Raw genomic sequence first — 19,101 nt, forward strand, 5'->3', positions numbered from 1 at the left:
GAACCACACTATCGTCTTCATCCGGCACTCACGCCGAGAGCTGTTCGCTGACACGGATCACCCCGAGAGTCTCGATCTGGGCGCCGATCGTCGTCACCTCGGTGTAGGAGAGCACGGTCAGGTCGGGCGCCTGCACCGAGACGAGCCGGTGGATGGCCGAGCGGAGGGCCGGCGCGCAGACCAGGACGGCGTTCCGCCCGGAATCGGCGACTGTGCGCACCGTGTTCGTGACGCCGGTGATCACCTTCTCGATCATGGTGGCGTCGAGCACGATCTGCGTGCCGTTCTCACCGGGGCGCAGGCCCTCCAACATCCGTTGCTCCAGTCCGGGTTCGATCATGATGACCCGCAGGATCCCGTCGTCGACGTGCGGGGACGCGAGGGCCGGGCCGAGCGCGGTTCGCGCGGCCTCGATGAGGCCCTCCGGGTCGGTCGACACCCTGGCACGGAGGGCGAGCGCCTCGTAGATGCGGGCGAGGTCGTTGATGGGCACCTGTTCGGCGAGGAGGCCGCGCAGCACCCGCTGCAGTTCAGCCAGGGAGAGCAGCGTGGGGGTGAGCTCCTCGACGGCAGCGGGGTTGGACTGCCGAACGCTGTCGGTGAGGGTCCTGACGTCCTCCCGGCTGAGCAGCCGATCGGCATTGGCCGTGATGATGCTCGACAGGTGGGTGACGACCACCGAGACGCGATCGATCACAGTGGCCCCGGCGATCTCGGCGCTGTGGCGCATCCCCAGCGGGATCCACTTGCCCGCGAGGCCGAAGACAGGCTCGACGGTGGCGATGCCCGGCATCCCCTCGAGACCGTCGCCGAGAGCGAGGACCCGACCGGCCGGCGCCGTGCCGCGACCCATCTCCACGCCGGCGACCCTGATGACGTATGTGTCCATGGGCAGTTCGACGCTGTCGCGCGTGCGCACCGGCGGCACGACGACGCCGAGGTCGAAGGCGATCTTGCGGCGGAGCGCCCGCACCCTGCCCAGCAGGTCGTCGGCCGAACCCGAGACCAGGTCGACGATGTCGGGGGCCAGCAGGATCTCGAGGGCATGCACCCGCATCTGCTCCATCAGCTCCTCAGGCGTCTCGGCCGGCGCCGGAGGAAGCGTCTCGGCGCGCTCGGCCTCTGCCGCCTTCTTCGCGTCGCTCGCCTTGACGCGGGCGGCCGCCCAGAACAGCAGGGCTCCGACCACGAGGAACGGCAGCTTGGGCATCTCGGGGATGAGCGCCATCACGACGGCGGCGCAGGCGGCGATCTGCAGCGCCGTGCGCGACTGCATCAGCTGAGCGGATGCCGTGGTGCCGAGATCGGATTCGGCGTTCGAGCGGGTCACGATCATGCCCGTGGAGACGGCCATGAGCAGTGCAGGCACCTGCGTCACCAGACCATCGCCGATGGTGAGGAGGCTGTAGGTGCTGACGGCGTCCTCGATCGAGAGGCCGTCCTGCAGCATCCCGATCGCGATCCCGCCCACGATGTTGATGATGATGATGATGATCCCGGCGATCGCGTCGCCCTTGACGAACTTCGAGGCTCCGTCCATCGCACCGTAGAAGTCCGCCTCCGCCGACACCTCGGCGCGTCGCTCCCTGGCCTGGACGTCGGTGATGAGGCCGGCGTTCAGGTCGGCGTCGATGGCCATCTGCTTTCCGGGCATCGCGTCGAGCGTGAAGCGTGCGCCCACTTCGGCGACGCGCTCGGCACCCTTCGTGACGACGACGAACTGGATGACGACGAGGATGAGGAACACCACGGCGCCGATGATCAGGGATCCTCCGACGGCGACGTGCCCGAAGGCGGCGATCACCTGCCCGGCGTAGCCGTCGCCGAGCACGAGGCGGGTGGACGCCACGTTGAGCCCGAGCCGGAACAGCGTCGCCCCGAGGAGCAGGGACGGGAAGACGGAGAAGTCGAGCGGGCGTCTCGCGAACATCGTGGTGAGCAGGATGATGAGCGCGAGCAGGATGTTGACGACGATGAGGGCGTCGAGGAGCCACGCCGGCACGGGCACGACCAGCAGCAGCACGACGGCGACGATCCCGACCGGAACGCCGAGCCTGGCGAAGTTGTGATTCACGTTCATCCTCCTGTGACGCCGACGGCCGCCGGCAGAATGGTGTGCATGCCGCCGCGGGTACCGCGGCGCTCGAGGGCCATGACGAAGGCGAGCACGCGGGCCACGGCCGTGTAGAACTCGGCGGGGATCACCTGCCCGACCTCGCAACTGGCGTGCAGCGCGCGCGCCAGCGGCACGTCGCGCACGAGGGGCACCCTGTGCTCCTCGGCCTTCTCGCGGATGCGGGTGGCGATGAGCTCTGACCCCTTCGCCACGACGCGCGGGGCGGACTTGCCCGGGGTGTAGCTGAGGGCGATGGCGATGTGCGTGGGGTTCACCAGCACGACGTCGGCATCGGCGACGGCGGCGATCATCCGGTTGCGGCTCATCGCGAGTTGACGGGAGCGCCGCTGCGACTTGATCAGCGGATCGCCATCCGTGTTCTTGTTCTCGTCGAGAACCTCGCGCTTGGTCATGCGCGATTTGGTGCGGTTGCGCCGTAAGACGACCAGCACGTCGATGGCGGCGAGGACGAGGCCGGCGATCACAGCGGTGCGGATGAGGGTGGCCGATGCCTCCTCCCCGATGCCGAGCAGCCTCGAGATCGGCAGGGATCCCGCTGCCGAGAGCACGGGCACGAGACCCACGATGACGACGGCGAGCACGAGGCCGACGACGAGTGTCTTGGTGAGCGACTTGACGCCTTCGTACAGCGCGCGCAGCCCGAAGACCCTCTGAACCCCGGACACGAGGTTGAACTGCTCGAACTTGCCGGTGAACGCCCGCATGTGCACACCACCCTGCACGACGGCTCCGGCGATGACGGCGACGAGCACGACACCCAGCATCGGGCCGAGCACGGTCGCGAAGGAACCGAAGGCGTCCTGCATGGCCGTCACGGCCACGGCCGGATCGGGGTCTGCGATGACCGAGGAGATGGCGAACATCTGGTCGACCCCGGCATCCGCCCCCCGCTGGATCGTCGACGGCAGCATGACCGCAGCAGCCCCGATCCCGACCCACGCCGTGAGGTCCTGCGAGGTGGTGAGCTGCCCCTTGCGACGCACCTCCTTCATCCTCTTCGGGGTGGCCTGCTCCGTGCGCTCCTGGGAGTCGGACTCGGCCATCAGCGCACCCCCGCCATGAGTTCGACGGCGGTGCCCGTGAGCGCGGAGACCACGGCTGGCAGAGCCGCGAAGGCGAGGCCGCCGAGCATCAGCGTGAGCCCGATCTTGACCGGGAAGCTGAGGGAGAAGGCGTTGAGCGCCGGCGCGACCCTGGTGAGGAGGCCGAGACCGATGTCGGCCAGGAACAGCACGACGATGAGCGGGCCGGCGATCTGGAGCGCGGCCACGAGCATCTGCCCGACGGCCTGCACCAGGGACTCGACCGAGGCACCGAGGTCGAACGCTCCCCCGATGGGCAGCGCGGTGAACGATCGCACCAGCCCGCCGATCACGAGCTGATAGGCGCCGGAGGCGAACATGAGGGCCAGCGCCGTCATCTGGAACAGTCGCGCGAACTGGGCGCCGTTGATCATCTGCTGCGGGTCGAAGGCCTGCGCGAGCTGGAACCCGCCGAAGAGGTCGATCAGGCCGCCGGCCGACTGCACGGCGGAGAACACCACGAAGACGAGGAAGCCCATGAGCGACCCGACGAGCAGCTCCTGCACGAGTGAGCCGAAGAATGCGGCGGCGTCACCGATCTGGTAGCCGGGCACGACCCGCGGAGAGACGGCGAGAGCGAGACCGACCGCGAGCATCGCCTTCACGCGTGCGGGGATCGCGCGGGTCGAGAACGGCGGTGCGATCACGAGGAACGCCGCCATCCGCACCCCGGCGAGCATGACGGCCTCGAGCCACGCCGCGTCGATGGACAGGCCCATGTCACCCACCACCGACGAGCGAGGGGATGCGAGCGAAGAGCTCGTGGGTGAAGGCTAGGAGCTCGGAGATCATCCAATGACCGCAGATGAGCAGGGCCACCGACACCGCGACGGCCTTGGGCACGAACGAGAGCGTCACCTCCTGGATCTGGGTGATCGACTGCAGCAGCGAGATCGCGAAGCCGACGACCAGGGCCGTCACGAGGACGGGGGCCGCGAGCTTCGCCGAGATCAGGAGGCTCTGCAGGCCGATGTCGAGGACCGCATTGGTGTCCATCAGCCACCTCCGCTGTAGCTCTGGATGAGCGAGGTGATGATGAGGCCCCAGCCGTCGACGAGCACGAACAGCAGGATCTTGAAGGGCAGCGAGATCATGACGGGCGGGAGCATCATCATGCCCATCGACATGAGGGCGGCCGAGACGACGAGGTCGATGACGAGGAAGGGGATGAAGATGACGAACCCGATGATGAAGGCGGCTCGCAGCTCCGAGATCATGAACGCCGGGATGAGGGTGATCATCGGGACGGACTCAGGGTTCACGGGGTTCGGTTGCCCGGCGGCGCGCGTCATGAGAGCTATGTCGTCCTCACGGGTGAACGCGAGCATGAACTCGTGCAGGGGCGCGGATGCCGCCGTCACAGCCTGCGTGAAATCGGTCGTGCCGTTCAGGAACGGCTGCACGGCGACGGTGTTGATCTCGGTCAGAACCGGAGCCATGATGAACAACGACAGGAACAGGGCGAGGCCTGCCAGCACCTGGTTCGGCGGGATCGTCGGCAGCGCCAGGGCGTTCCGGGTCATGGCGAGCACGACGAAGATCTTCGTGAACGACGTCATCATGAGCAGGAGCGCCGGTGCCACCGACAGCAGGGTGATGCCGATCAGCGTGATGACGGCCGTGCTCGGCTCGCCGTTGGGGCCGTTGATCTCGACGCTCACGTCGCCGCCGGTGGGCGCAGCGGGATCCGTCGGCGACACGGGGTCGGACGGGGCAGCCGACGCGGGATGCGCGCCGAGCATCATGAGAACGAACGCGATGGCGGTCGCAGCGATCAGCAGGGCGAGGATGCGGCCGATCGCCGGGCCTCTCCTGATCGCCGCGGCCCTCACCGATCCTGCCGGAGGAAGGCGGCGGTCGCCCGCCAGGTCTCCCGCGACAGGATCGAGCCGCTTCCGGCGAGGGCCGGAGGGTTCGCCCGCTTGACCGAGGCTCGGGTGGGGAGGTCATCGGGAGCGGCAGCCGCTGCGGGCCCTGCGTCGAACGCCGCATCGGCCAGCACGCGCTGGAACTCATCGTCGGTCGTCGAGGGATCGACGACGGGCGTGCGCTCGCCCGAGTGCAGGACGTTGATGTTCTGCTCGGTCACGCCGAGCACGAACCGACGACCGTCGACGTCGATGACGACCACGGATGCCTTCGACCCGACGCCGGTGCGGGCGACGACCTCGAGCGGGGTCGCCGTGCGCACGCGCCGCTTCGAGCCGCGCGTGATGCGGCGCTGCAGGAAGACGAGCAGGCCGAGCACGGCTGCGAGCGACAGCGCGACCCGTGCCACGACGATGACGAGATCCATCTAGGCGTCGCCCTCGGCGACATCGAGGATGCGGGTGATGCGCACGGCGTAGTCCTGGTCGACGACCACGATCTCGCCGTGGGCGATGAGGCGGCCGTTGAGGAGGACGTCTGCCGGGGCGCCGGCCGAGCGGTCGAGCTCGATGACCGAGCCCGGCTCGATGGAGAGCACATCGCGCACGGACATCCGGGTGCGCCCGAGCTCGACCGCCAGGGTCATCTCGACGTCGCGGATGCGGGCGAGGTTCGGCGCATCGCCGGATGCCGCATCAGTCACCGGACGGGTGGGACGGTGCATCCGGAGCGCGAACCAGCCGACGGTCTCTCCGCCGTCGGTGAGGGCGTAGACCTCGGCCTCGGCATCGGCGACCCAGCCGGCACGGTCGACCCTGGCGGTGCCGAGCACGCCGGGACCGAGCCTCGCTGCGGCGGCCTCGAGCGCCAGGCGCAGGGCGTCGGCCTGCGAGACCGCGGTGCCTGCAGTACCCAGGGCGTCGTCGATGCCGGCGGCCGACTGCAGCACGAGCGCGAGATCGGCAGAGGACGCTCCGACGAACGATGCGACGACGGCGTCCGAGAACGATGCCGCGAGGCCGGACCGGTCCGACAGGAGTTCGGCCTGGAGGCGTCGGTCGGTCGGGAGGACCTCGACGAGGGTGGTGACGGCGACCGAGGAGACGGTGGCTGTGGAGATCATCGGGGACTCTCTTTCATGCTGACGACGACGAGGGCTCTGCGGGACCCGCTGGTACCGACAGCGGCATCGGCGAGTACCTCGCCGTTCACGCTGAGCTGCAGGGGGCGGTGCTCCGGATGCGGAAGGGGGATGAGATCGCCGACGGCGAGCCCGAGGACGTCTCCGGGGCGGATCGGGGCCTCGGCCAGGCGCAGGGAGACGTCGACGGGGACCGTCTGCACCTGTGCCTCGACAAGGGACCGTGCGTTGGTGGTCGACGCCGAGCCGAGGCCGGAGCCGAGACGCGGGAGCAGGCTGGCGGCAGGGAGGGCGACAGTGGCCCTGGTCTCGCGCTCCCCCACTGTCAGCGCGAACTCGGCGATGATCATGAGCTCGGTGGTGGGGGCGGCCTGAGCGAACTGCGAGTTGTACTGCACCCCGTCGACCGCGATGGGGGCGACGAGGAGGGCGCCCAGTGCGTACTGCAGGTCCTCGAGGGCGTCATCCAGGATTCGGCGCACCAGGGCGAGCTCTATGGGAGTGAAGGTGCGCTCGGGAAAGGACTCGCCGGCGTGACCGCCCAGCATGTGGTGCACCCACGCGAGGGCGTCGGAGGCCGGGAACTGCACGACCGCCTTGGCGTCGGTGTCTCCGATCGTGCAGAGCACCATCGCCGTCGTCGACGGGAGCGAGGCCGAGTACTCGTCGTAGCTCTGCATGACGACGCGATGGCACGTCGCGTGGGAGAGCACGCGCACCCGGGCCGTCATCTGCGTTCCCCAGGCCCTGGCGAAGGTCTCGAATGCGAGCTCGAGCATGCGCGACTGCTCGCGGGCGAGGCTCGTCGGACGACGGAAATCGTACGGTTCGGCCGTTCGCTCACGCGTCGTTCGGAGGTCCTGGGGTGTCACATGCAGCACTATCGGCCGCGACGGCCGGGTCGTTAGCCGGCGGCAGGATCGACTTCCGGCATCCTTGGTCAGCCCGCGCGTTCTGCGAGCACCGACGGGATCAGCGCGCGCACGTCGTCGGGCAGGTTGGAGAGCACCGCGATGTCGACTCGGCGGTTCTGGGCCGCGTCTCCCTCAGTCGGCCCGGTGGCGGCCGGGCGAGCCGACCCGTAGCCGACGGCGGAGATGTGGGCGGGTTGGATGCCCCCGACCTCGACCAGTCGCCGCAGCACCTGCGTGGCGCGTCCACTCGAGAGCTCCCAGTCAGTCGGGAACGGGAACGACGTGCCACGGAAGTCGGCGTGGCCCTCGACGGACACCTCCCGGCCGGTCGGCGTGACGATCGGGCCGATCGTGTCGAGCACGCTCACCGCCTCGCCACCGAGCGCGTCGCTGTTGGGCTGGAAGAAGGTCTCCCAGCCGATGAGGCCGACGGTCAGCCCGCGCTGGTCGATGGTGAAGGTCACGTCCGACGCCATCCCCTTCGCTTCGAGGGCCGAGTGCAGTCGCTCCCTCAGCTCGGTGAGCGAGTCGACCTCATCCTCGGCCTGCTGCTGATCGGTCTGCGGATCGTCGGTTCCGGCGAGAGCCGTGTCCTCCGAGGCTCCGGTGAACCCCTCCGCATCATGGTCGACCTTGTCCGGCGGAACGACGATGCCCGATGCCGTGTCGACCGACCCCTCGTCGACGGCGCCGAATCCCGTCGCCAGGGAGTTCTTGAGCGCCGTGAACTTCGCCTGGTCGACGCTCGACATCGCGAACAACACGATGAAGAGGCACATCAGCACGGTCACCATGTCGGTGTAGGAGGCCATCCAACGCTCGTCGGCGTGGAACTCGCCGCCGGTGTCGAGCTTGCGCCGCCGCCGTCTGCTCATGCCGCGGCCGCTGAGTCGGCCGGGGCGGCCGGACGCGCATCCGGGACCATCGCCCGCAGCCTCTCCCCCAGGACCCGGGGCTGGCTGCCGGCCTGGATGGCGAGCACGCCCTCGCACAGCAGGTTCATCCGATCGGTCTCGAGCTCGGCGAGGCGCTGCATCCTGTTGCCGATCGGGAACCAGACGAAGTTGGCCGTGAGGAGACCCCAGAGTGTGGCCACGAACGCCGAGGCGATCATCGGGCCGAGGGTGTCAGGGGTGTCGAGCTTCTCGAGCACGTGGGTGAGCGAGACCACGGTGCCGATGATCCCGACGGTCGGGGCGTAGCCGCCGAGTGCCATGTAGAACCGCGCCGAGTTCTTCGCCGATCGGGTCTTGGTGGCGATCTCGTCCTCCAGCATGACCCGGAGGTCCTCCTCGTCGATGCCGTCGGCGATGTTGAGGAGGGCGTTCCTGAGGAATGGATCGTCGACCTCCTCCGCCTGCTGCTCGAGGGCGAGGAGTCCGTCGGCGCGGGCTGTCTCCGCCAGCGACACCAGGGTGTCGATCGTCGCGGTGGGCGTCACGACCTTGCCGCGGAACGTGCGGGGCAGGGCCTTCACGGCTCCGAAGAAGTCCTTCATGGTGCCGCCGGCGATGCCGACGGCGATCGTCGCACCGATCACGAGCACCATCGGGCCCGGGATGATGACGGAGTCGATGTGGGAACCCTCGAGCGTGATCGAGGCTGCGACGGCCCCGAACGCCAGGAGGATCCCGATGATGGTCGCCGGATCCATCAGGTCCTCCTCGGGAGCATGGGAACCGCGCGGGCGCCTGCGTCGTCATCGTCGTCGGGATGGGGATCATCCCTCGAGTCGTGATCACCCGAGGTGACCAGTTCGAGCTGACGGATGCCGGACCGCGTCATCGGGATCTCCTGGGCGAGCGAGAGCACCCGGGCCCTGTAGGCGGCTATGCGCTCGATCACCTCGGGGAGGCTCTCGGTGACGATGTACTTCGATCCGTCGACCAGGACGATCGTGGTGTCCGGACTCGAATGGATGCGCTCGATGAGATCGGGATTGATCGCGAACTGGGAGTCGTTCAGCCGCGTGACTACGATCATCCGCCCGATCCTGATCTCGACCCCCGGTGGGTCGTCATCAGGCACTATCGACCCGGGGAGGGCGGCCGTTAGCCGACCGCACTCCCCGCTCGGCCGCTATCAGCGCTTGAGGTTGGTGAGCTCCTGCAGCACCTCGTCGGAGGTGGTGATGATGCGGGCGTTCGCCTGGAAGCCGCGCTGGGCGACGATCAGGTTGGTGAACTCCTGCGACAGGTCGACATTCGACATCTCGAGGGTTCCGGCGGTGACCGAGCCGAGTCCGTCCGAGCCCGGGGCGCCGAGCTCCGGGGCCCCGGAGTTCACCGTGACGCGGTAGGACGACGAGCCGGCCTTCTCGAGGCCGCCGGGGTTCGCGAAGGTCGCGAGGGCGATGCGGGCGATCGCCTGCTTCTCGCCGTTGCTGAACAGGCCGACGAGGGTGCCGTCCTTCGACAGGGTGAACGACTCGAGGGTTCCGGCCTCCCGGCCGTCCTGCGATGAGATCGCGACGGTGTTGAGCTCGGCGAAGCCGCTCACGCCGCTCAGGTCGACGGCGACGCCGCCGACGGTGATGCCGGTCGGTCCGGTGAGCTTGCCGTTGGTGAAGCTGAGGGTTCCGGCTCCGGTGGCGCCGGTGCCGTCGGCGCCGGCGACGTCCCAGCCCGTGGCGGTCTTCGACAGCGTGAGGGTCAGCGTGCGCTTGGTTCCCGATGCGTCGAAGACGTCGACGTCGCGCACCAGCGAGGTGCCGACGGCGGCGTCGGACGGCAGGTTGCCGCCGACGCTGGCCTTCGTGGTCGTGACGGCGGGAATCACGGCATCGAGCGGCAGCGTGATGGTGCCGATGGCACCGCCCTCGGCGATCTGGCCGTTGACGGCGTTCCAGCCCTGCAGGAGGGAGCCGTCGGGTGTCACGAGGCGACCTGCGGCATCCGGATCGAAGGACCCGGCCCGTGTGTAGAGCACCTCGCCGCCCGACCGGGTGATGAAGAAGCCGTCACCCGAGATCATCATGTCGGTGGCGCGGCCCGTGGCCTGAGCCGAACCCTGGGCGAAGTTCGTCGAGATGCCGGCGACCTGCACGCCGAGGCCGATCTGCGCGGGGTTGGTCCCGCCGACCTGGGCCTGCGGCACGCCGGCACCCTGGGTCATCTGCGACAGCGTGTCCTGGAACTGCGTCGCCGACGACTTGAACGCCGTGGTGTTGACGTTGGCGATGTTGTTGCCCGTGACGTCGAGCATGGTCTGGTGCGAGCGGAGGCCGGAGATTCCGGAGTAGAGCGAACGGAGCATGGGAGTGACCTTTCAGGGGAAGAGCGGATGCGGTGGGCGGTTCAGGAGGCGGTGCTGACGGAGGAGACGAGATCGAGGGCAACGGTCTCCTTCCCGACGGTGACCGTGGGCACGGAGCCCGTGTAGGAGACGGAGCTGACGACACCCGTGGCCGTCGTGCCGTCCGGGCGCAGGAAGCTGACCTCCTTGCCGACGAGGGCTGCGGCGGCGATGCGCATCTGCAGTCCGAAGTCCTCCGTGCTCGTCGTGGCGAGCTCGGTCATCTTCTCCATCATCGCCAGCTGGGTGGTCTGGGCGATCATCTGGTTGCTGTCCATCGGCGAGCTCGGGTCCTGGCTGCGCAGCTGCGCCACGAGCAGGGACATGAACGCCTCGGCGTCGAGGGACTGCTTGGGTGTGCGGGCGGGGGTGGAGGCGTACATCCCCGAGGTCGCTGCGACCGCGTCGATCGTCATGGTTCTCCTTCTCTCAGGCCATCACGTCGATGGTCGTCTGGGTCGTGATCCCGCTGGGTGCGGTGGTCTGGACGGATGCCGGCACGACCACAGGTCGACGCTGCTGCGACGAGCCCCGGTCGGCGCCGTCACCCGGCATGCGGCGCTCGCCCTGCCCGCCCTGCCCGTCCGCAGCGTTCTGCTGGGCTCCGGAGCGGGGATCGCGCGAGGAGAGGTCGAGGCTGGCGCCGAGGCCTGTGCTGGCGAGGTCGCGGCGCAGGTCGCCGATGATCCCCCGGATGGCATCGCGTCCGGCATCCGTCGGGGCGAAGAGCTCGATGCGCAGACCATCGACTCCGAGGTGCGCCCGCACCGTGACCGGTCCGAGGGCCTCGGGCGCTATGTCGATGCTGAGAACGTGCTGACCCGGGCCGGCCTGCGCGAGCGCGGTGAGCGGCCGCAGCAGTTGCGGTACGAGTGGCGGGTCGACCGGCCGAGCGGCGGGCGGTGCCGCAGACGGCGCTGACGTCTCCGTCGGAGTCTGGACCACCGTGATGCCGGCGGCCACGACCGGGCTCGCCGGGGCGACGGATGCCGCACCGGCGGGCGCGGGTATCGGGCCGTCCTGGTCAGCTGACCCGGAGCTCCCGCCGGACAGCGCCGCGGGTGTCGTAGCCGGTGCCGCCTCGACCGCTCCCGCAACGGTCTGCGAGGGCGTCCCGCTCGGGGCCGGCGCCGGATGCGGAGCCGGGGCACCGTCCAGCGGCGAAGCACGTGACGTGGACGCGGCCGAGGTCGATCCTGGCGTCGTCTCACCTTCAGGACTGGCTTCGGCGGGGCCAGGAGCAGGCGGACCCGACGAGGCGGCGGCCGAGGTCTTGGGTGCGCCGGACACGAGTCCGTCGAGCGCTGCGGTCGATGCGTCCGACGCGGAGACGGGTCCGGATGCCGACACTGCAACGGCCGGCGTCCGGGGTGCCGCGTCACCGGTCGGCCCGCTCGCGGACTCCCCCAAGGCCGAGATCGACATCGACCCGGCGGCCGACGTGGACGATCCGGCAGCGCCGGGCCCGATTGTCGAGGCGAGGTCGCGGGCCGCCGACGGCACGGCGCCCATCGTGCCGGTCGCCACGAGCGGGAGCGGAGGCTGGGAAGCCTGCTGTGCGGCGACGCCCGCCTCGGGGAGGACGGACAATGCGGCATCCGTCTCGTCCGATCCCGCTGCGAGCGCGTCATCACCGGCGGGTGCAGTCGTTTCGTCAGCCGATGCGGCCGCTGCGGCGGCTGTCGCCGATCCTGTCGGACCGGTCGAACCCCCGCTGGATCCGTCGAGCTCGAGCCCGAGCGCCCTGTCGAAGTCGGCGGCAGCGGAAGCGTCGGCGCGCGGAGCCTGGCGTGCGAGCGGGGCGAGGGCGCGATCCGACGCGACGCCGAGCCCGATCACGCGGCGGCCCCGGCGAGCAGGGAGCGGTATGCAGCCGTGATGAGGTCGGTCATGGCCGCGTTCGAGCCTGCGGCGAGACCGGCGGCCGATGAGACGGATGCCGCCGTCGGCACGGACGCCGTCACAGCGGACGCCGTCGGAACGATGCGCCGGATGGTCGTGATCTCGTCGTCGCTCATGTAGGCGTCGACCAGGCTGACCGCGCGGCCCTCGTACGGTGCGTGGATCACCTTGCCGTCTCCGGCGTAGATGAGGATGTGGTCGCCGCCGCCCGTGACGATGAGGTCGCCGGGCTGGGCCTCCGCAAGGGATCCGACCTCGGTCCCCTCGGTCATCTGCTGCGTGACCCTGCGCGGCAGGTCGATGCCGAGATCGGCGTACACCCGCTGCACGAGGCCGGAGCAGTCCATGCCCGAGGAGTCCTCGCCCCCGAACACGTAGGGAACGCCGAGGTAGGCCTCGGCCGCCGTGACGATGTCGGTTCCCGTCACGCCTCCGGCCGAGGGTGTCGTCGCCTGCGCCTGTACCACGCTCGACTGAACGGCGGACAGTTCGCTCTCGAATCCGGCAGCGGTGACGGCATCCGTCGCGCCGGGAACGGTGGCAGTCTTCGCCGTGAGGCCCTCGATCACGGCGCGGATGGATTCCACCCGCGCTGCGGCATCGACCATCGTCATCGGATCTCCCCCTGCACTGCACGACGGCGCGACGCGATCTCGTCGAGCACGATCTGTTCGCGGCGGCGCTCGTCGAGTTCGACGGCTGCAGCATGCCGCTCGGCGAGCTTCTCCAGCGCCCCGGCATCCGCCCGGGCACGGTCGTGCACGTCCCGAGCCGACGCGGCATCGGCGTCGCGCTCCCGGCTGAGCTGGTTGAGCTCACCGAGCATCGTGCGGGACGAGGCTCTGGCCGCGGCGATGGCGTGCAGGGCCGAGGTGGGCACTGCAGCCGGCGCCTGCTCCAGGTCGAGCGCGGCCCTCACCAGGTGCTCGCGCTCCGTCGCCTCGGCGGCGCGCTCGCGAGCGAGGGAGAGGTCGCCTGCGGCGGTCTCCTCCTCCAGCCTGCGCAACCTGAGCAGTCCGGTCAATGAGAACGTGCGGCTCATGATCCCCCTCCGAGCAGTGCGACCAGCGTGTGCAGGCGCGCGCGGGTCTCCTCCGGTGTGCAGCTCTCGTTCATCGACTGGCGGAGGAACCCGTTGATCGCGTCCTCGTGGTCGACCGCGGCGTCGACGAGCGCGTTGGCGCCCCGGCGGTAGGCGCCGACATCGAGCAGGTCCTGCGCTCTCGCGCGGGCCGCGAGCACCCGGCGGAGCGCCGATGCGGCCGCGAGGTCGTCGGGCCGGCTCACGCGGCTCGCCACCCTGGACACCGAGCCGAGGGCATCGACGGCCGGGAAGTGCCCCCCGACGGCGAGGGATCGGTCGAGGACGACGTGCCCGTCGAGGATCGACCGCGCCGAGTCGGCGATGGGCTCGTTGTGGTCGTCACCGTCGACGAGGACCGTGTACAGGCCGGTGACCGATCCGACCTCGGCTGTTCCGGCGCGTTCGAGCAGCTGGGCGAACACGGCGAAGGTCGACGGCGGGTAGCCACGGGTGGCCGGAGGCTCGCCGACCGACAGCCCGATCTCGCGCTGGGCCATGGCCACGCGGGTGAGCGAGTCCATCATGAGCACGACGTGTCGTCCGTCGTCCCTGAACGCTTCGGCGATGCGGGTGGCGACGAAGGCTGCACGCAGCCGAACGAGAGCCGGCTCGTCCGAGGTCGAGACGACCACGACAGACCGGGCGAGACCCTCTGGCCCGAGGTCGTCCTCGAGGAACTCGCGCACCTCGCGGCCACGTTCGCCCACGAGGGCGATGACGGTGACGTCGGCATCCGATCCTCGGGCGATCATCGACAGCAGCGACGACTTGCCGACGCCGGATCCGGCGAACAGGCCCATCCTCTGGCCGCGCCCGACCGTCGTCAGGGAGTCGAGCACGCGCACTCCGAGGTGCAGCGGCTCCGCGATCCTGGCCCGGCGCATGGCGGGCGGAGCATCGTTGTCGACCGCCACCCGCTCGGCGACGTCGAGGGCGCCGCGGCCGTCGATCGGCCGCCCGAGTCCGTCGATGACCCGACCGAGCAGGCCATGGCCGATCGGCACCGAGAGCGGGGCACCCGTCGTGCGCACGGCGTCGCCCGAGCGCACTCCGGTGAGACGGGCGAGCGGCATGCAGCGCAGCCCGGACTCCCCTGATGCCACGACCTCGGCCGGCACCGCGTCAGCCCCGATCAGCACGATGTCGCCGATGGCGGCCTCGACTCCGCGCACGTCGATGCCGAGTCCGACGACGGAGGAGACCCGACCGACGCGCTCGGGGCGGGCGGCGAGCAGGGCACGGGAGAAGGAGTCGGGGCGGGGACGCACCAGGGTCGCCGTCATCGCGCGCCCTCCTCGAGGAGGAGGATGCGCCGGGCACGGTCGAGGGCCGAGCGGATGCCGGCGTCGAGGAACCCGTCGGGGAGCGTCGCCGTCGCCTCGCCGCGCTCGACTGCAGGGTCGGCGACGATCGCCAGGCCACCGGCATGATCGGAGTGCTCGGCGAGGAGTGCCGCATCCGCCGGGTGCATCCGCAGCTCCACGACGAGGTCGGCGGCGACCGCGACGAGAACCCGCTCGACCGCAGCCGTGGCCGCTGTCAGCGGGTCGGAGAGCTCTCGGCCGATGATGGCCTCGGCCAGTTCGACGGCGGACGCCGTGAGAACCTCGCCGGCCTCCTGCAGAACGGGGAGAGCGATGGCGCGGACGGCGGCGGCGGCGCTGATGCTCGCGCGCAGAGCGCTGGCGTGGGCGTCTGACCGGGTGTCGGCGAGTCTCACCGCCTCGACCTCGAGGGCCGCGCGACGCTCGGCCCATTCCTGCTCGGCCCGGCGCAGCCCGGCCGCGTAGCCGAGAACATGACCGCGGGAGCGGGCATCGGCCTCGATGTCGGTCGTCCGCTCGCGCGCGTGACCGACCGAGGGGAACGCCGTCGCGACGAATCCGGTGTCACTCGACAAGGTCGTCCTCCTCGGCGCGGTGAAGGGTGATGACGCCCTCGGCCTCGAGCGTGCGGATGGAGCGCACGACTTCGGCGCGGGCCTCCTCGACTTGGGCGGACCGCACGGGGCCGAGCAGACGGGTCTCGTCGTCGATCAGCTCGCGGTTGCGCTCGGACACGTTTGCGTGGATGACCTCGATCACGGGCCCCGGAGCACCCTTCATGGCGAGGGCGAGCACTGGGGCGTCGATGCCGCGCAGCACCTGCTGCACCGCCTTGCGATCGAGGCGCACGATGTCGCCGAAGGTGAGCATGCGCGAGCGCACCTCCTCCGCGAGCTCGGGATCCCGGATGTCGAGGCCGTCGAGCACGGCTCGCTCCGTGCCGACATCCGCCCGGTTGATGATGTCGACGAGGGGCTGGACGCCGCCCACGGCGTCGCCGGACTCGCGCGATGCGACCACGGCGCCGGCTCGCGACTTGAGAGTCTCGGCGACGACCTTGACGGCCTCGGGAGTCGCCGTTCCCATCGTGGCGATGGCGTGGGCGACGGCCGTGCGCGCCTCGGGCTCCAGTCCCGCCATCACGGCGGCAGCGTGCTCGGCCCGCAGCGATGCGAGGACGAGGGCGATGGTCTGCGGCAGTTCGGCCTCGACGAGGGTGCGCACCTGCGCGGCATCGACCTCGTCGAGGAACTCGAAGGCTCGGCCCGCCATCGACGAGGCGACCCGGCTCAGCACTCCCGCCGCCCGTTCGGCGCCGAAGGATGCCTCGAGCAGCCCGACGGCCACGTCACGCCCGCCCCGGGTCTGCAGGGAGCCGCGCACGCTGAGCTCATGGAACTCGGCGAGCACGCCGTCGGCCGTTGCGCTGTCGACGCGTCGCAGGCGCATGATCTCGGAGGTGATCTCCTCGGCCTCGAGGTCGTTCAGCTGCTTCATGACCTCGGCGGCGCGCGTCGGCTCCATGTTCATCAGCACGACGGCGGCCTTCTGGGCGCCGTTGAGCACTGCGCGATTCTCGGTCATACGGGCTGCCTGTCATCCATGAGCGCGCGCAGGAACTCGGCTGTCTTCTGGGGATCCCTGCCTGCCATCGCCTCGATCTCGGCGAGGCGGCGTCCGGCATCCGCCTGCCCGAGCATGGCGGAGTTCGAGAGTTCGACGGTGTCGATGGGAAGGGTGGGAATCATGTCGATCGCCGTGGGGGCGGCGAACGTCTGCTCGAGCTGCTGCGTCTGCTGTGCCTCCTCGAACTCGAGCGCCTCGGCATCGCGACGCCGCGAGCGACGGGCGATGACGATGATCGCTATCACCACGGGGATCGCGATTCCGAGGGTGATGACGGCGGTGCGGATGAGCGACGCGAGTTGCTCTGCGGCCGCCGCCTCCTTCGCCGCGGCCAGGGCGGCTGCGGCATCCGTCGCCCCGGCCGTGCTGAACGGAACCGTCTCGACCGTGACGACGTCGCCCCGGGTGGTGTCGATGCCTGCTGCCGAGGAGACCAGCGAACGCAGCCCAGTCACGTCGATGTTCTCGGCGTCGGAGTTCACCGCGACGGACACGGTCTGGCGGGCGAGCGAGCCGGCCGGTATGGTGCGGGTCTCGGTGACCTTGTTGACGGCGTTGTTCTTCGTGGCCGACTCGGATTCGTACGCTCCGTCGCCGGTCGCGCCGTCTGGCACGGCGATGTTGTCTGGTCCGAGCACGCCTGCGGCGGTTCCCGCGCCGCCCTGGTACGTCTCCTTGGTCGTCGACTCGTTGATCGCGGGGATGTCTCCGGCCCCCGTGTAGCTCTCCTCGACCCTCTCAGCCGATTCGCTGCTCACGTCTGCGGCCACGACGACGGTCGCGTTGCCTGCGCCCACGACGCGGTCGAGCATGGCCTGCACGGCATTCTCGATGCGGCCCTCGTAGTCGGATGCCTGTTCGTCGGCGCCGCCGGTCGCCCCGACTCCGACAGCCGAGAGCACCTTGCCGGTGGAGTCGACCACGGCCACGTCCTCGGGCTTCATGCCCTCGATCGATGCCGACGTGAGGTGCACGACGGCCTCGACCTGCGCCGAGGTGAGCGTCGTGCCGTTGCGGGTCTCGATGAAGACGGATGCCGTCGGGTCGGCCTTCTGGTCGACGAAGACGGTCTCCTCGGGGATGGCGAGCCTGACCGACGCCGTCTGCACGCCGTCGAGGGCTGAGATCGTCGAGGCGAGTTCGCCCTCGAGCGCACGCTTGTAGGTCACGGACTGCTGGAACTCCGAAGCCGTGACGCCCATCTCGTCGAGAAGGGAGTAGCCGCCGTCGCTCGAGCTGGGCAGTCCGGCCGATGCGGCCTTGAGGCGCTCGTCGTAGACCGCCTCGCGCGGCACCATGACCGTCGCACCGCCGTCGGCGAGCTCGTACGCGACGCCGTCGCTGCGCAGCTGCTCGACGATCGCGTTGGCGTCCGCCGCCTGCAGCCCTGTGAAGAGCGGCGAGTACGACGGCGCCGTCAGCCAGGAGACCAGCGCCGTCACGCCGAGGGCGAGCACGGCCAGGCCGATGATGGCCACGGTTCGCTGGGCAAGGGTGAACTGCCGGATGCCGGCGAGCAGGCTGCCGAAGCCGGAGCGGAGGGCGGCGGGCATCAGGCCTGCATCCGCATGATCTCGTTGAAGGCGTCGACGCCCTTGTTGCGCACTGCTGCGACGAGCTCCATGGTGACCTGGGCGCGGGTGGCGGCGATCGTGGCCGTGTGGATGTCGCTGAGGTCACCGGTCACCGCGGCGACGGCGAGGCTGTCCGACGTGCCCTGCAGCTTCTGCAGCTCGTCGACGGCACCCGTCATGGAGGCCGGGAAGGCCGAGTTCGCGGCGCTGTCTGCTGCGTCGACCGTGGTCGGGGGCTGGACGAGGGCGACGGGGGTGGCGGTGCCGACGGCACCGATCGCGGGAATGGTCATCAGGCACGTCCGATCTGGATGGCGGCGGTGTAGGTCTCCCGGGCGCGGTCGACGACGGCGGCGTTCGCCTGGTAGCCGCGCTGGGCGAGGATGAGCTGACCCATCTGCGAGGCCATGTCGATCTCGGGGTAGCGCACGTAGCCCTCGGCGTTGGCGAGGGGGTGGTCGGGCTCGTAGACGAGTCGGCCCTCAGCATCGCCATAGGCTGCACCGGCGACGTACACGCCGGTCGTACCCTCGCCTGCCTGGGCGAGCACATAACGGGCCCGGAAGGCCTCGTCGTCGCCCGAGGTCGCCGTGTTGAGGTTCGCCAGGTTGTCGGAGACGGCGTCGAGCCATTTGCGGTGCAGGGTGAGGCCGGTTCCGGCGATGCCGATCGCGTCGAACGTCATCAGCTCGTCCTCATCGCTGCGCGCACGCTGCTGAAGGCGCCGTCGACGGCACGGGAGGCGAACTGGTACCGCAGCACGGTGTCGACGTTCGACAACGTCTCGGTGTCGAGGTTCACGTTGTTGCCGTTGAGCTGGGTGGGCTCGAGCGACCGCGCGATGGTGGGGGCGACGTTCCCGTCACCTGACCGCACTGAAGCGGCGAGGGCGTCCTCGAACGCCACGCGCTGGGCCGTGTAGTTCGGCGTGTTGACGTTGGCGATGTTGTCGGCGATGGCGCGCTGGCGCATCGCCAGGCCATCGAGGGCGCTGGAGAGCGCCGAGATGCTCACGGAATCGAACACGAGACCTCTTCGTGATTCAGGGGAAGAAGGCCGATCCATGGCCCGTTCGTGAGCGATCCGTGCTCGAAGACAGCTATCGGCAGATCGGCTCGCGACGTTAGGCAGGGGCCAGGAGATTTCCGAGACG

At 70.0% G+C, this 19,101-nt stretch carries 23 protein-coding genes; all 23 read right to left on the reverse strand.

The window, feature by feature from the left end:
- Positions 1-28: 28 nt before the first annotated feature.
- The 23 genes from AADV74_RS06540 to AADV74_RS06650 all read right to left on the reverse strand — a co-directional run bounded on the left by AADV74_RS06540 (position 29) and on the right by AADV74_RS06650 (position 18,974).
- The gene (locus AADV74_RS06540) at positions 29-2,080 is read right to left on the reverse strand and encodes a flagellar biosynthesis protein FlhA (protein WP_425287257.1); all 2,052 of its coding nucleotides are present in this window, start codon (positions 2,078-2,080) and stop codon (positions 29-31) included.
- On the reverse strand, positions 2,077-3,180 hold the full coding sequence (locus tag AADV74_RS06545; RefSeq protein WP_342112656.1) for an EscU/YscU/HrcU family type III secretion system export apparatus switch protein: 1,104 nt from the start codon (positions 3,178-3,180) through the stop codon (positions 2,077-2,079). Before AADV74_RS06545 ends, AADV74_RS06540 begins: the two co-directional genes overlap by 4 nt.
- Positions 3,180-3,938 (reverse strand): flagellar biosynthetic protein FliR, encoded by a 759-nt coding sequence (locus AADV74_RS06550; RefSeq protein ID WP_342112657.1) that lies wholly within the window; start codon positions 3,936-3,938, stop codon positions 3,180-3,182. The genes AADV74_RS06545 and AADV74_RS06550 overlap by 1 nt, the downstream gene beginning before the upstream one ends.
- Position 3,939: 1 nt before the next feature.
- Entirely contained in the window at positions 3,940-4,215 is a 276-nt protein-coding gene (gene fliQ, locus AADV74_RS06555; protein WP_342112658.1) for a flagellar biosynthesis protein FliQ, read from the reverse strand.
- Positions 4,215-5,051, reverse strand: a complete 837-nt coding sequence (fliP, locus tag AADV74_RS06560) for a flagellar type III secretion system pore protein FliP (protein ID WP_425287258.1) — start codon at positions 5,049-5,051, stop codon at positions 4,215-4,217. Before fliP ends, fliQ begins: the two co-directional genes overlap by 1 nt.
- Positions 5,048-5,515, reverse strand: coding sequence for a FliO/MopB family protein (locus AADV74_RS06565; protein WP_342112659.1), 468 nt, complete (start codon positions 5,513-5,515; stop codon positions 5,048-5,050). The genes fliP and AADV74_RS06565 overlap by 4 nt, the downstream gene beginning before the upstream one ends.
- Complete coding sequence (fliN, locus tag AADV74_RS06570; RefSeq protein WP_342112660.1) at positions 5,516-6,211, reverse strand: flagellar motor switch protein FliN; 696 nt, start codon at positions 6,209-6,211, stop codon at positions 5,516-5,518.
- Positions 6,208-7,110, reverse strand: coding sequence for a flagellar motor switch protein FliM (locus AADV74_RS06575; RefSeq protein WP_342112661.1), 903 nt, complete (start codon positions 7,108-7,110; stop codon positions 6,208-6,210). The genes fliN and AADV74_RS06575 overlap by 4 nt, the downstream gene beginning before the upstream one ends.
- Before the next feature lie 59 nt (positions 7,111-7,169).
- Positions 7,170-8,018 carry an OmpA/MotB family protein gene (locus AADV74_RS06580; protein ID WP_342112662.1) on the reverse strand — a complete coding sequence of 283 codons (849 nt, stop codon included), beginning with the start codon at positions 8,016-8,018 and terminating at the stop codon, positions 7,170-7,172.
- Positions 8,015-8,797, reverse strand: a complete 783-nt coding sequence (locus AADV74_RS06585) for a motility protein A (protein ID WP_342112663.1) — start codon at positions 8,795-8,797, stop codon at positions 8,015-8,017. Before AADV74_RS06585 ends, AADV74_RS06580 begins: the two co-directional genes overlap by 4 nt.
- Positions 8,797-9,126, reverse strand: coding sequence for a flagellar FlbD family protein (locus tag AADV74_RS06590; protein ID WP_342112664.1), 330 nt, complete (start codon positions 9,124-9,126; stop codon positions 8,797-8,799). Before AADV74_RS06590 ends, AADV74_RS06585 begins: the two co-directional genes overlap by 1 nt.
- A 99-nt stretch (positions 9,127-9,225) precedes the next feature.
- A complete protein-coding gene (locus AADV74_RS06595) occupies positions 9,226-10,398 on the reverse strand; it encodes a flagellar hook protein FlgE (RefSeq protein WP_342112665.1) in 1,173 nt (390 codons plus the stop codon).
- Between the two features lie 41 nt (positions 10,399-10,439).
- Entirely contained in the window at positions 10,440-10,853 is a 414-nt protein-coding gene (locus AADV74_RS06600) for a flagellar hook capping FlgD N-terminal domain-containing protein (RefSeq protein ID WP_342112666.1), read from the reverse strand.
- A 13-nt stretch (positions 10,854-10,866) separates the two neighbouring features.
- Positions 10,867-12,276: a flagellar hook-length control protein FliK gene (locus AADV74_RS06605; RefSeq protein WP_342112667.1), complete on the reverse strand. Its 1,410-nt coding sequence runs from the start codon at positions 12,274-12,276 to the stop codon at positions 10,867-10,869.
- Positions 12,273-12,953 carry a C40 family peptidase gene (locus AADV74_RS06610; RefSeq protein ID WP_342112668.1) on the reverse strand — a complete coding sequence of 227 codons (681 nt, stop codon included), beginning with the start codon at positions 12,951-12,953 and terminating at the stop codon, positions 12,273-12,275. Before AADV74_RS06610 ends, AADV74_RS06605 begins: the two co-directional genes overlap by 4 nt.
- The gene (locus tag AADV74_RS06615; RefSeq protein ID WP_342112669.1) at positions 12,950-13,381 is read right to left on the reverse strand and encodes a flagellar export protein FliJ; all 432 of its coding nucleotides are present in this window, start codon (positions 13,379-13,381) and stop codon (positions 12,950-12,952) included. Before AADV74_RS06615 ends, AADV74_RS06610 begins: the two co-directional genes overlap by 4 nt.
- Complete coding sequence (locus AADV74_RS06620; protein ID WP_342112670.1) at positions 13,378-14,706, reverse strand: FliI/YscN family ATPase; 1,329 nt, start codon at positions 14,704-14,706, stop codon at positions 13,378-13,380. Before AADV74_RS06620 ends, AADV74_RS06615 begins: the two co-directional genes overlap by 4 nt.
- Positions 14,703-15,323 carry a FliH/SctL family protein gene (locus tag AADV74_RS06625; RefSeq protein ID WP_342112671.1) on the reverse strand — a complete coding sequence of 207 codons (621 nt, stop codon included), beginning with the start codon at positions 15,321-15,323 and terminating at the stop codon, positions 14,703-14,705. The genes AADV74_RS06620 and AADV74_RS06625 overlap by 4 nt, the downstream gene beginning before the upstream one ends.
- Entirely contained in the window at positions 15,313-16,332 is a 1,020-nt protein-coding gene (gene fliG, locus AADV74_RS06630) for a flagellar motor switch protein FliG (protein WP_342112672.1), read from the reverse strand. The genes AADV74_RS06625 and fliG overlap by 11 nt, the downstream gene beginning before the upstream one ends.
- Positions 16,329-17,927, reverse strand: a complete 1,599-nt coding sequence (gene fliF, locus AADV74_RS06635) for a flagellar basal-body MS-ring/collar protein FliF (protein WP_342112673.1) — start codon at positions 17,925-17,927, stop codon at positions 16,329-16,331. Before fliF ends, fliG begins: the two co-directional genes overlap by 4 nt.
- The gene (gene fliE / locus AADV74_RS06640; protein ID WP_342112674.1) at positions 17,927-18,241 is read right to left on the reverse strand and encodes a flagellar hook-basal body complex protein FliE; all 315 of its coding nucleotides are present in this window, start codon (positions 18,239-18,241) and stop codon (positions 17,927-17,929) included. Before fliE ends, fliF begins: the two co-directional genes overlap by 1 nt.
- The gene (locus AADV74_RS06645; RefSeq protein WP_342112675.1) at positions 18,241-18,633 is read right to left on the reverse strand and encodes a flagellar basal body rod protein FlgC; all 393 of its coding nucleotides are present in this window, start codon (positions 18,631-18,633) and stop codon (positions 18,241-18,243) included. Before AADV74_RS06645 ends, fliE begins: the two co-directional genes overlap by 1 nt.
- Positions 18,633-18,974, reverse strand: coding sequence for a flagellar basal body rod protein FlgB (locus tag AADV74_RS06650; protein ID WP_056163724.1), 342 nt, complete (start codon positions 18,972-18,974; stop codon positions 18,633-18,635). Before AADV74_RS06650 ends, AADV74_RS06645 begins: the two co-directional genes overlap by 1 nt.
- Positions 18,975-19,101 lie beyond the last annotated feature (127 nt).

It is taken from the genome of Leifsonia stereocauli (assembly GCF_038432415.1).
Classification (GTDB): Bacteria; Actinomycetota; Actinomycetes; order Actinomycetales; family Microbacteriaceae; genus Orlajensenia; species Orlajensenia stereocauli.

Coding starts and splice junctions, on each gene's coding strand:
- AADV74_RS06550 (WP_342112657.1), bottom strand. CDS start 3,938: ATGGGCCTGTCCATCGACGCGGCGTGGCTCGAGGCCGTCATGCTCGCC.
- AADV74_RS06615 (WP_342112669.1), bottom strand. CDS start 13,381: ATGAGCCGCACGTTCTCATTGACCGGACTGCTCAGGTTGCGCAGGCTG.
- fliF (WP_342112673.1), bottom strand. CDS start 17,927: ATGCCCGCCGCCCTCCGCTCCGGCTTCGGCAGCCTGCTCGCCGGCATC.
- AADV74_RS06595 (WP_342112665.1), bottom strand. CDS start 10,398: ATGCTCCGTTCGCTCTACTCCGGAATCTCCGGCCTCCGCTCGCACCAG.
- AADV74_RS06600 (WP_342112666.1), bottom strand. CDS start 10,853: ATGACGATCGACGCGGTCGCAGCGACCTCGGGGATGTACGCCTCCACC.
- fliG (WP_342112672.1), bottom strand. CDS start 16,332: ATGACCGAGAATCGCGCAGTGCTCAACGGCGCCCAGAAGGCCGCCGTC.
- AADV74_RS06620 (WP_342112670.1), bottom strand. CDS start 14,706: ATGACGGCGACCCTGGTGCGTCCCCGCCCCGACTCCTTCTCCCGTGCC.
- fliE (WP_342112674.1), bottom strand. CDS start 18,241: ATGACCATTCCCGCGATCGGTGCCGTCGGCACCGCCACCCCCGTCGCC.
- AADV74_RS06545 (WP_342112656.1), bottom strand. CDS start 3,180: ATGGCCGAGTCCGACTCCCAGGAGCGCACGGAGCAGGCCACCCCGAAG.
- AADV74_RS06610 (WP_342112668.1), bottom strand. CDS start 12,953: ATGACGATGGTCGATGCCGCAGCGCGGGTGGAATCCATCCGCGCCGTG.
- AADV74_RS06580 (WP_342112662.1), bottom strand. CDS start 8,018: ATGAGCAGACGGCGGCGGCGCAAGCTCGACACCGGCGGCGAGTTCCAC.
- AADV74_RS06540 (WP_425287257.1), bottom strand. CDS start 2,080: ATGAACGTGAATCACAACTTCGCCAGGCTCGGCGTTCCGGTCGGGATC.
- AADV74_RS06645 (WP_342112675.1), bottom strand. CDS start 18,633: ATGACGTTCGACGCGATCGGCATCGCCGGAACCGGCCTCACCCTGCAC.
- fliQ (WP_342112658.1), bottom strand. CDS start 4,215: ATGGACACCAATGCGGTCCTCGACATCGGCCTGCAGAGCCTCCTGATC.
- AADV74_RS06585 (WP_342112663.1), bottom strand. CDS start 8,797: ATGGATCCGGCGACCATCATCGGGATCCTCCTGGCGTTCGGGGCCGTC.
- fliN (WP_342112660.1), bottom strand. CDS start 6,211: ATGATCTCCACAGCCACCGTCTCCTCGGTCGCCGTCACCACCCTCGTC.
- AADV74_RS06565 (WP_342112659.1), bottom strand. CDS start 5,515: ATGGATCTCGTCATCGTCGTGGCACGGGTCGCGCTGTCGCTCGCAGCC.
- AADV74_RS06590 (WP_342112664.1), bottom strand. CDS start 9,126: ATGATCGTAGTCACGCGGCTGAACGACTCCCAGTTCGCGATCAATCCC.